Source organism: Candidatus Burkholderia verschuerenii (assembly GCF_001189365.1).
Taxonomy (GTDB): domain Bacteria; phylum Pseudomonadota; class Gammaproteobacteria; order Burkholderiales; family Burkholderiaceae; genus Caballeronia; species Caballeronia verschuerenii.
This window is the reverse complement of sequence record NZ_LFJJ01000276.1, coordinates 1-5,357: the sequence shown is the minus strand read 5'-3', so window position 1 is coordinate 5,357 and position 5,357 is coordinate 1. Positions and strand designations below refer to the sequence as shown.

Genomic DNA, 5,357 nt, shown 5'->3' with positions numbered 1-5,357 from the left:
CCCTGCCGACGCTTCGCCGATCACCTCGCGGTGACCTGCGCACGGCTCGGGGCCGATGTGGTTCGCTACTCCTTCATCGCAGTGGACTTTCACCACCTACTCCTTGCCGGTCTACCGGCGCACTTAGTATTTGCTCCGCAATTTCCCGAGCGTCTGTTTCTTCGTCACCTTCCCGACGAGCAGGGAGACAGCAACGGAAATGGGCAGATCGGCCCTGTGACCAACCAGGCGACTGAGTCGCCGGTGTATCCAATAAACTACGCGAACAACCTCGATAAGGCGACGGTCGTGAGCGGACATGGCACGCATGTCACAGGGTTGGTCATGGCGGTCCGAATTTTCAACCATACCTGTCATTGTTCGACCAAGTTGATCAAAACAACGACAATACATGGCTGAAACTGTGGATCATCAATGTCGGCGAAGGACAACAAACGTTGATTCCGAACTCGACGAGCGAGCTAAGCGTCGTGGTCAACATGCTGAAGGATAGCATCGTCAATATGAGTATCGAGTATCCGCCAAACGCTAACGGGAACGATCTCTATTTTCTCCAGTTAATGAATACAACGAACAACAACCTGTTCGTAGTTTCGGCGGGTAACGACGGTAGCGCGGACGTGGGGGAGGCGCCCTACTATCCAGCAGTGCTCGGCGGAAATGGACAGAAGAACGTGATCACCGTAGCCGCCAATTTGCCGGATGGACACATTGCCCGCTTTAGTAATCGCGGCGCCACTCATGTCGATCTGGCTGCTCCCGGATGCGAATTATCGTCCTGGTTAGACGACAGTGGCCGGATATCGAAGGTGAGCGGCACGTCGCAAGCGGCAGCGGTGGTTACTTTTGCAGCCGCGTTGATCAAGTCGCTCGGAAGTTTGCTTCCAGTGGAAATAAAGAATCGCTTGATAGTGAGCGGTGATCCGCTGCTGCACCCGGGAACGCCAGCAGCAAGCGGTGAGGCATCGGCTTCTGAGCCGGCACCCGAGGAAATTTTGTCGCGGTCGCGACTGAATCTCGCCACATCGCTGTATTTGTTTGACGACTACATGCGCTATCGGACGCCGGATGGCCAAGTTCACGAATCGCTTGGCTTGTTTCAAGGTGTCAGCGGGATTTCATGTGAGCAGCCCATCGGATGGAAAAACTTATGGTCGTTAAAAAAAACCGATCGAGGGCTGCTGGTCTTTAAAGGCCGGATGACTCCGCAACTGATCGCTGGAGAGCCTTGTTTGGCGAAGTCATCGCCCGACGCGATGCTTCGTCTGAAAGTTCGAGCCGATATCGATGAACACGGCACTCCTGAGCCGGTTACGATGCCGCGCACGGTCCAGATACGTCTGGCTGATCTCGAAGAATACGTGGCAGCTTCGAGATCGCATCGCAAGACGGGGCAATAGGCTGGAGCGCGACTGCTCAGAAGGGCACTATGCGGTCCACGCGCCGGCATGCAACGACACCTAACTTCGTGCGACTACATGCCTGCATGAGGCATATACGGAATCCACAAAACAAAAAGCCCGGTCGCGATGACCGGGCTATCTGCTTGATTCTTTGGTAGGCCGTACGGGATTCGAACCTGTGACCAACGGATTAAAAGTCCGCTGCTCTACCAGCTGAGCTAACGACCCGAACGAGGCAAGATTATAATCGGCGATTGCGAATTCTGTCAACCCGCAGCCGCCGAGACGCTCTCGCCGCTCTTACTTCACCTGCGACATCTTGCTTTGCGCCGTCTGCGCGGCTTCGGTGCCCGCGTACTGCGAGACGACCTGCTGCAACGTCTGCTTGGCCGCTGCCTTCTGACCTTGCTCGACCTGATTGTTCGCGATCGCGAACAACGCCTCGGGCGCGCGCGGATGTTGCGGATACTGCTTCACCAGATCCTGCCAGATCGCAGTCGAACCCTTGTAGTCGCGCTGCGCATACAGCGCATTGCCGAGCCAGTATCGCGCCGTCGGCTGATACGGGCTCTGCGGGTACTTCGACACGAACGTCTTGAAGGCCGCCGAAGCGCCCTTGTAGTCGCCGTTGCGGAACTGAGTCGACGCTGCGTTGAACGCTTCCGTCTCGCCGGGTTGCACGGAGCCCGTCACGCCGTCGATGGTCTCTTGCTGCGGCTCGAATTTCTTCAGACGCGTGTCGAGATCGGCGTAGTAGTCCTTCTGCTGCTTCTGCAGCGTGGTGACCTGGTTGGCCAGATCCTCGTTCTGGCCTCGAACCGTCGCGACCTGCTGGTTGAGCTGGTCGATACGGTTCTGCTGATCGAGGATTGTGCGTTGCGCGGCCGACAGCTGATTGCTCAGGCTGTCAGTCTTGGTGCGCAGATCGAGCACGGCTTTACGCGCTTCGTTGTCGTCGAAGACGCCGGCGTGCGCGGGCACGCTCAACATCGTCGAACCAACCACGCATGCGGCTGCGGCGACGCGCAGCAAGGGGAAGCGATACAACATAGGGCGACTCACCCGTTTCTGGTTACGTTACTTGGATTACTGCTGGTACACGAGATCCGCGCGGCGGTTCTGTGCCCACGATGCTTCGTCGTGACCCGTCGCCGTCGGCTTTTCCTTGCCCAGCGACACGGCTTCCATCTGCGAATCGGCCACGCCCATCAGCGACATCGCGCGACGCACGGCTTCGGCACGCTTCTGACCGAGGGCCAGGTTGTACTCGCTCGTGCCGCGTTCGTCGGTGTTGCCCTGAATCAGGACGTGACGTTCCGGATGGGTCTTCAGGTACGACGAGTGTTGCTGCAGCAGCGGCTGATAGTCGTCCTTCACGGCATAGCTGTCGAAGTCGAAATAGATGCTGCGCTTGGCGAGCGGGCTGTTCGGATCGTTCAGCGGGTCGATGTTGACCTGCTTCACGTCGTTCGGATTCGGCTGCGTACTGACCGCACCCTTGTTCGCGCCTTCATCGAGCTTCACGCCCGAATGACAAGCCGCCAATGCGCCGACCATCGCAACTGCCAGGCCGATACGAAGTTTCGACATCATGGTACCTCTCCTTGTGTTGTAGCTGAACGTTGTATGTGAAACGTTATTGCTGGACTTATTGCATGAACGGACCCCAGGACGGCTCGCGCACTACACCGCCCTGAACTGACAAGACTTGCCGCGTGCGACCATCGGTCGACACAGCCGCCAACACGCCACGTCCGTTCACTTGGGTGGCGTAGAGGATGTACTGACCATTCGCCGCAAAGCTCGGCGATTCGTCATGCGTCGTGTCGGTCAGCCCCGTCGCCGTGCCGGACGCGAGGTCCTGCAGATACAGCTTGAAGCCGCCGCCAGTGCGCGAAATGTACGCGAGTTGCTTGCCGTCAGGGCTCACGCGCGGGCTCGTGTTGTACGCACCCGTGAACGTGACCCGCTGGGCCGCGCCGGCGCTTTCCCCCGCCGCCGGCATCTTGTAGATCTGCGGTTGGCCGCCGCGATCGCTCGTGAAATAAATCGAGTTGCCATCAGGAGAGTAGAAGGGCTCAGTGTCGATGGAACTGCCTTGCGTCAGGCGTCGAAGGCCGGAGCCGTCCGTGTTGACTTCGAATATTTGTGTATTGCCGGTGCGCGACAAGGCGACCGCGAGCTTGCGGCCGTCAGGCGACCACGCCGGCGCACTGTTGTTGCCCTTCTGATTGGACACGACCACGCGACGTCCCGTCGGCAGATCGTGGATGTACACCACCGGCTTCTTCTTCTCGAACGACACATACGCGACCTTCGTGCCGTCCGGCGACCACGCCGGCGAAATGATCGGCTCGGGGCTGGAGAGGGCGATCTTCGCGTCCTGGCCGTCCGAGTCGGAAATCTGCAATTGATAACGTCCGCCCGTCTGGATGACGTAGGACAGACGCGTTGCGAACACGCCGCGCGAACCGAGCAGCTTCGCGTAGATATAGTCCGCGATCTTGTGCGCGCTCATGCGCAGGCCGCCTTCGCCCGACACCAGCGACAGGCCGCCCAGATTCTGCTGGTTCACCGTGTCATACAGACGGAAACGCACTTCGTACTGGCCGTTGGGCAGCTTGTTCACGCTACCCGAGACGAACGCGTTCGCGCCTTTCGCCTTCCATGTGCCGAGATCGACCGAATCCGCGTCGGAAACCGGCGTGCTGCCCGCATCGACATTGGTGAATTTGCCGCTGCGCTGCAGATCCTGACGGACGATCGCGCTCACCTGTTGCGGCGAGCTCGCTTCGTTGGCGAAATTGGCCGTCGCGATCGGGAATTGCGTGGAGCCGACGCCGGTCACGAGCACGTTCAACTGGGCGTGCGCAGCGGTGCCAACTGCGATCAGGCAGGACGCGACCAGCGTTCTCAGGCCAAGCTTCGTCATCAAACTCATGCTGTTTTAGGTTCCAGTAAAAGCGTTTTTCAGGTGTCGGGAGACTGCACAAACAGACCCCCGGACGCACAATTCGTTCCCAATCCCCAGACGAACGGCAGACCTCAGCCGCCCGCCGGACGCAGCGTGATCGTGAAGTGATCCGGCGTCGGTTTGTCGCCGACATCGCGCGGCATCGGATCGGAGCGCTGAACCGCGCGCAGCGCCGCCTGATCCCACTGCTCGTTGCCGCTCGAGCGCGTGATCGCCGCGGACAGCAGCGTGCCCGTCGGCGAGCAACGAACCGACACCACCGTTTCCAGGCCCGACGTTTCGCCCGACCACACGATATTCGGCCGCACGCGACGCTGAACCAGTTCCGCGTATCCCGCCGACGCGGCGTTGCCGCCCGCGCCCTTGCCCGTGCCGCCCTTGGCGAGCCCTTGACCGCTCGCCGCCGTGCCGCCGCCAAGCTGATCCTGCAACTGGGCCATGCGCGCCTTGCGCTCGGCATCGAGCTTGGCCTTCGCTTCAGCCGCCGCCTTCGCCTTGGCTTCGGCGGCAGCCTTGGCTTTCGCGTCGGCTTCGGCCTTCGCGGCCTTGGCCTGGGCATCGGCCTTCGCCTTGGCTTCCTGCTGTTCCTTCTGCTCTTTCAACTGCTCCTGTTTCTGAGCTTCGGCTTGCTGCTGCTGGCGCTGCTTGTCCTGCTGCGCCTTCTGCTGTTGCTGCTTCTGCAAATCGGCCTGACGCTGTTGCTCGATCTGCTTCTGCTTGTCCTGCATCGCCTTCTGCTGCGCGGCAGCGGCGGCGGCTTGCGCGGCCTGTTGCTGCTGACGTTTCGCTTCCGCTTCCTGCTGCGCCTGTTCCTGCTGACGACGCTGCTCGGCGAGCTGCGCCTCGCGTTGCGCGGCTTCCTGCTGCTTACGCTTCTTTTCTTGCAGCGCGATGTCCGCGTCCCCGTCCTTCGCGGGCGGCGGCGCGGGCTGCGCCTTTACCGCGGGTGCGGGCGGCGTGGGCGTGGGGCGGGGCGTCGG

6 protein-coding genes and 1 tRNA gene are annotated in these 5,357 nt (G+C 60.7%); 2 read left to right on the top strand and 5 right to left on the bottom strand.

Annotation, left to right across the window (positions count from 1 at the left end; genetic code table 11):
• Both BVER_RS34740 and BVER_RS27470 read left to right on the top strand, forming a co-directional pair.
• Positions 1 to 399 (top strand): hypothetical protein (locus BVER_RS34740; RefSeq protein ID WP_232316858.1); only part of this gene is annotated, 399 nt, incomplete at its 5' end.
• Positions 357 to 1,400 carry a S8 family serine peptidase gene (locus BVER_RS27470; protein ID WP_050455947.1) on the top strand — a complete coding sequence of 348 codons (1,044 nt, stop codon included), beginning with the start codon at positions 357 to 359 and terminating at the stop codon, positions 1,398 to 1,400. The genes BVER_RS34740 and BVER_RS27470, both read left to right, overlap by 43 nt.
• A 155-nt stretch (positions 1,401 to 1,555) precedes the next feature.
• Here the strand turns inward: BVER_RS27470 and BVER_RS27465 are convergent.
• The 5 genes from BVER_RS27465 to tolA form a co-directional block, all read right to left on the bottom strand.
• Positions 1,556 to 1,631, bottom strand: a tRNA-Lys gene (locus tag BVER_RS27465).
• Between the two features lie 72 nt (positions 1,632 to 1,703).
• The gene (gene ybgF / locus BVER_RS27460; protein ID WP_050455946.1) at positions 1,704 to 2,453 is read right to left on the bottom strand and encodes a tol-pal system protein YbgF; all 750 of its coding nucleotides are present in this window, start codon (positions 2,451 to 2,453) and stop codon (positions 1,704 to 1,706) included.
• Between the two features lie 36 nt (positions 2,454 to 2,489).
• Positions 2,490 to 2,996, bottom strand: a complete 507-nt coding sequence (gene pal / locus BVER_RS27455; RefSeq protein ID WP_050455945.1) for a peptidoglycan-associated lipoprotein Pal — start codon at positions 2,994 to 2,996, stop codon at positions 2,490 to 2,492.
• A 55-nt stretch (positions 2,997 to 3,051) separates the two neighbouring features.
• Positions 3,052 to 4,344, bottom strand: a complete 1,293-nt coding sequence (gene tolB, locus BVER_RS27450) for a Tol-Pal system beta propeller repeat protein TolB (protein WP_050455944.1) — start codon at positions 4,342 to 4,344, stop codon at positions 3,052 to 3,054.
• Between the two features lie 104 nt (positions 4,345 to 4,448).
• A partial coding sequence (gene tolA / locus BVER_RS27445) for a cell envelope integrity protein TolA (protein WP_050455943.1) occupies positions 4,449 to 5,357 on the bottom strand: 909 nt, incomplete at its 5' end.

Coding starts and splice junctions, on each gene's coding strand:
- pal (WP_050455945.1), bottom strand. CDS start 2,996: ATGATGTCGAAACTTCGTATCGGCCTGGCAGTTGCGATGGTCGGCGCA.
- ybgF (WP_050455946.1), bottom strand. CDS start 2,453: ATGTTGTATCGCTTCCCCTTGCTGCGCGTCGCCGCAGCCGCATGCGTG.
- tolB (WP_050455944.1), bottom strand. CDS start 4,344: ATGAGTTTGATGACGAAGCTTGGCCTGAGAACGCTGGTCGCGTCCTGC.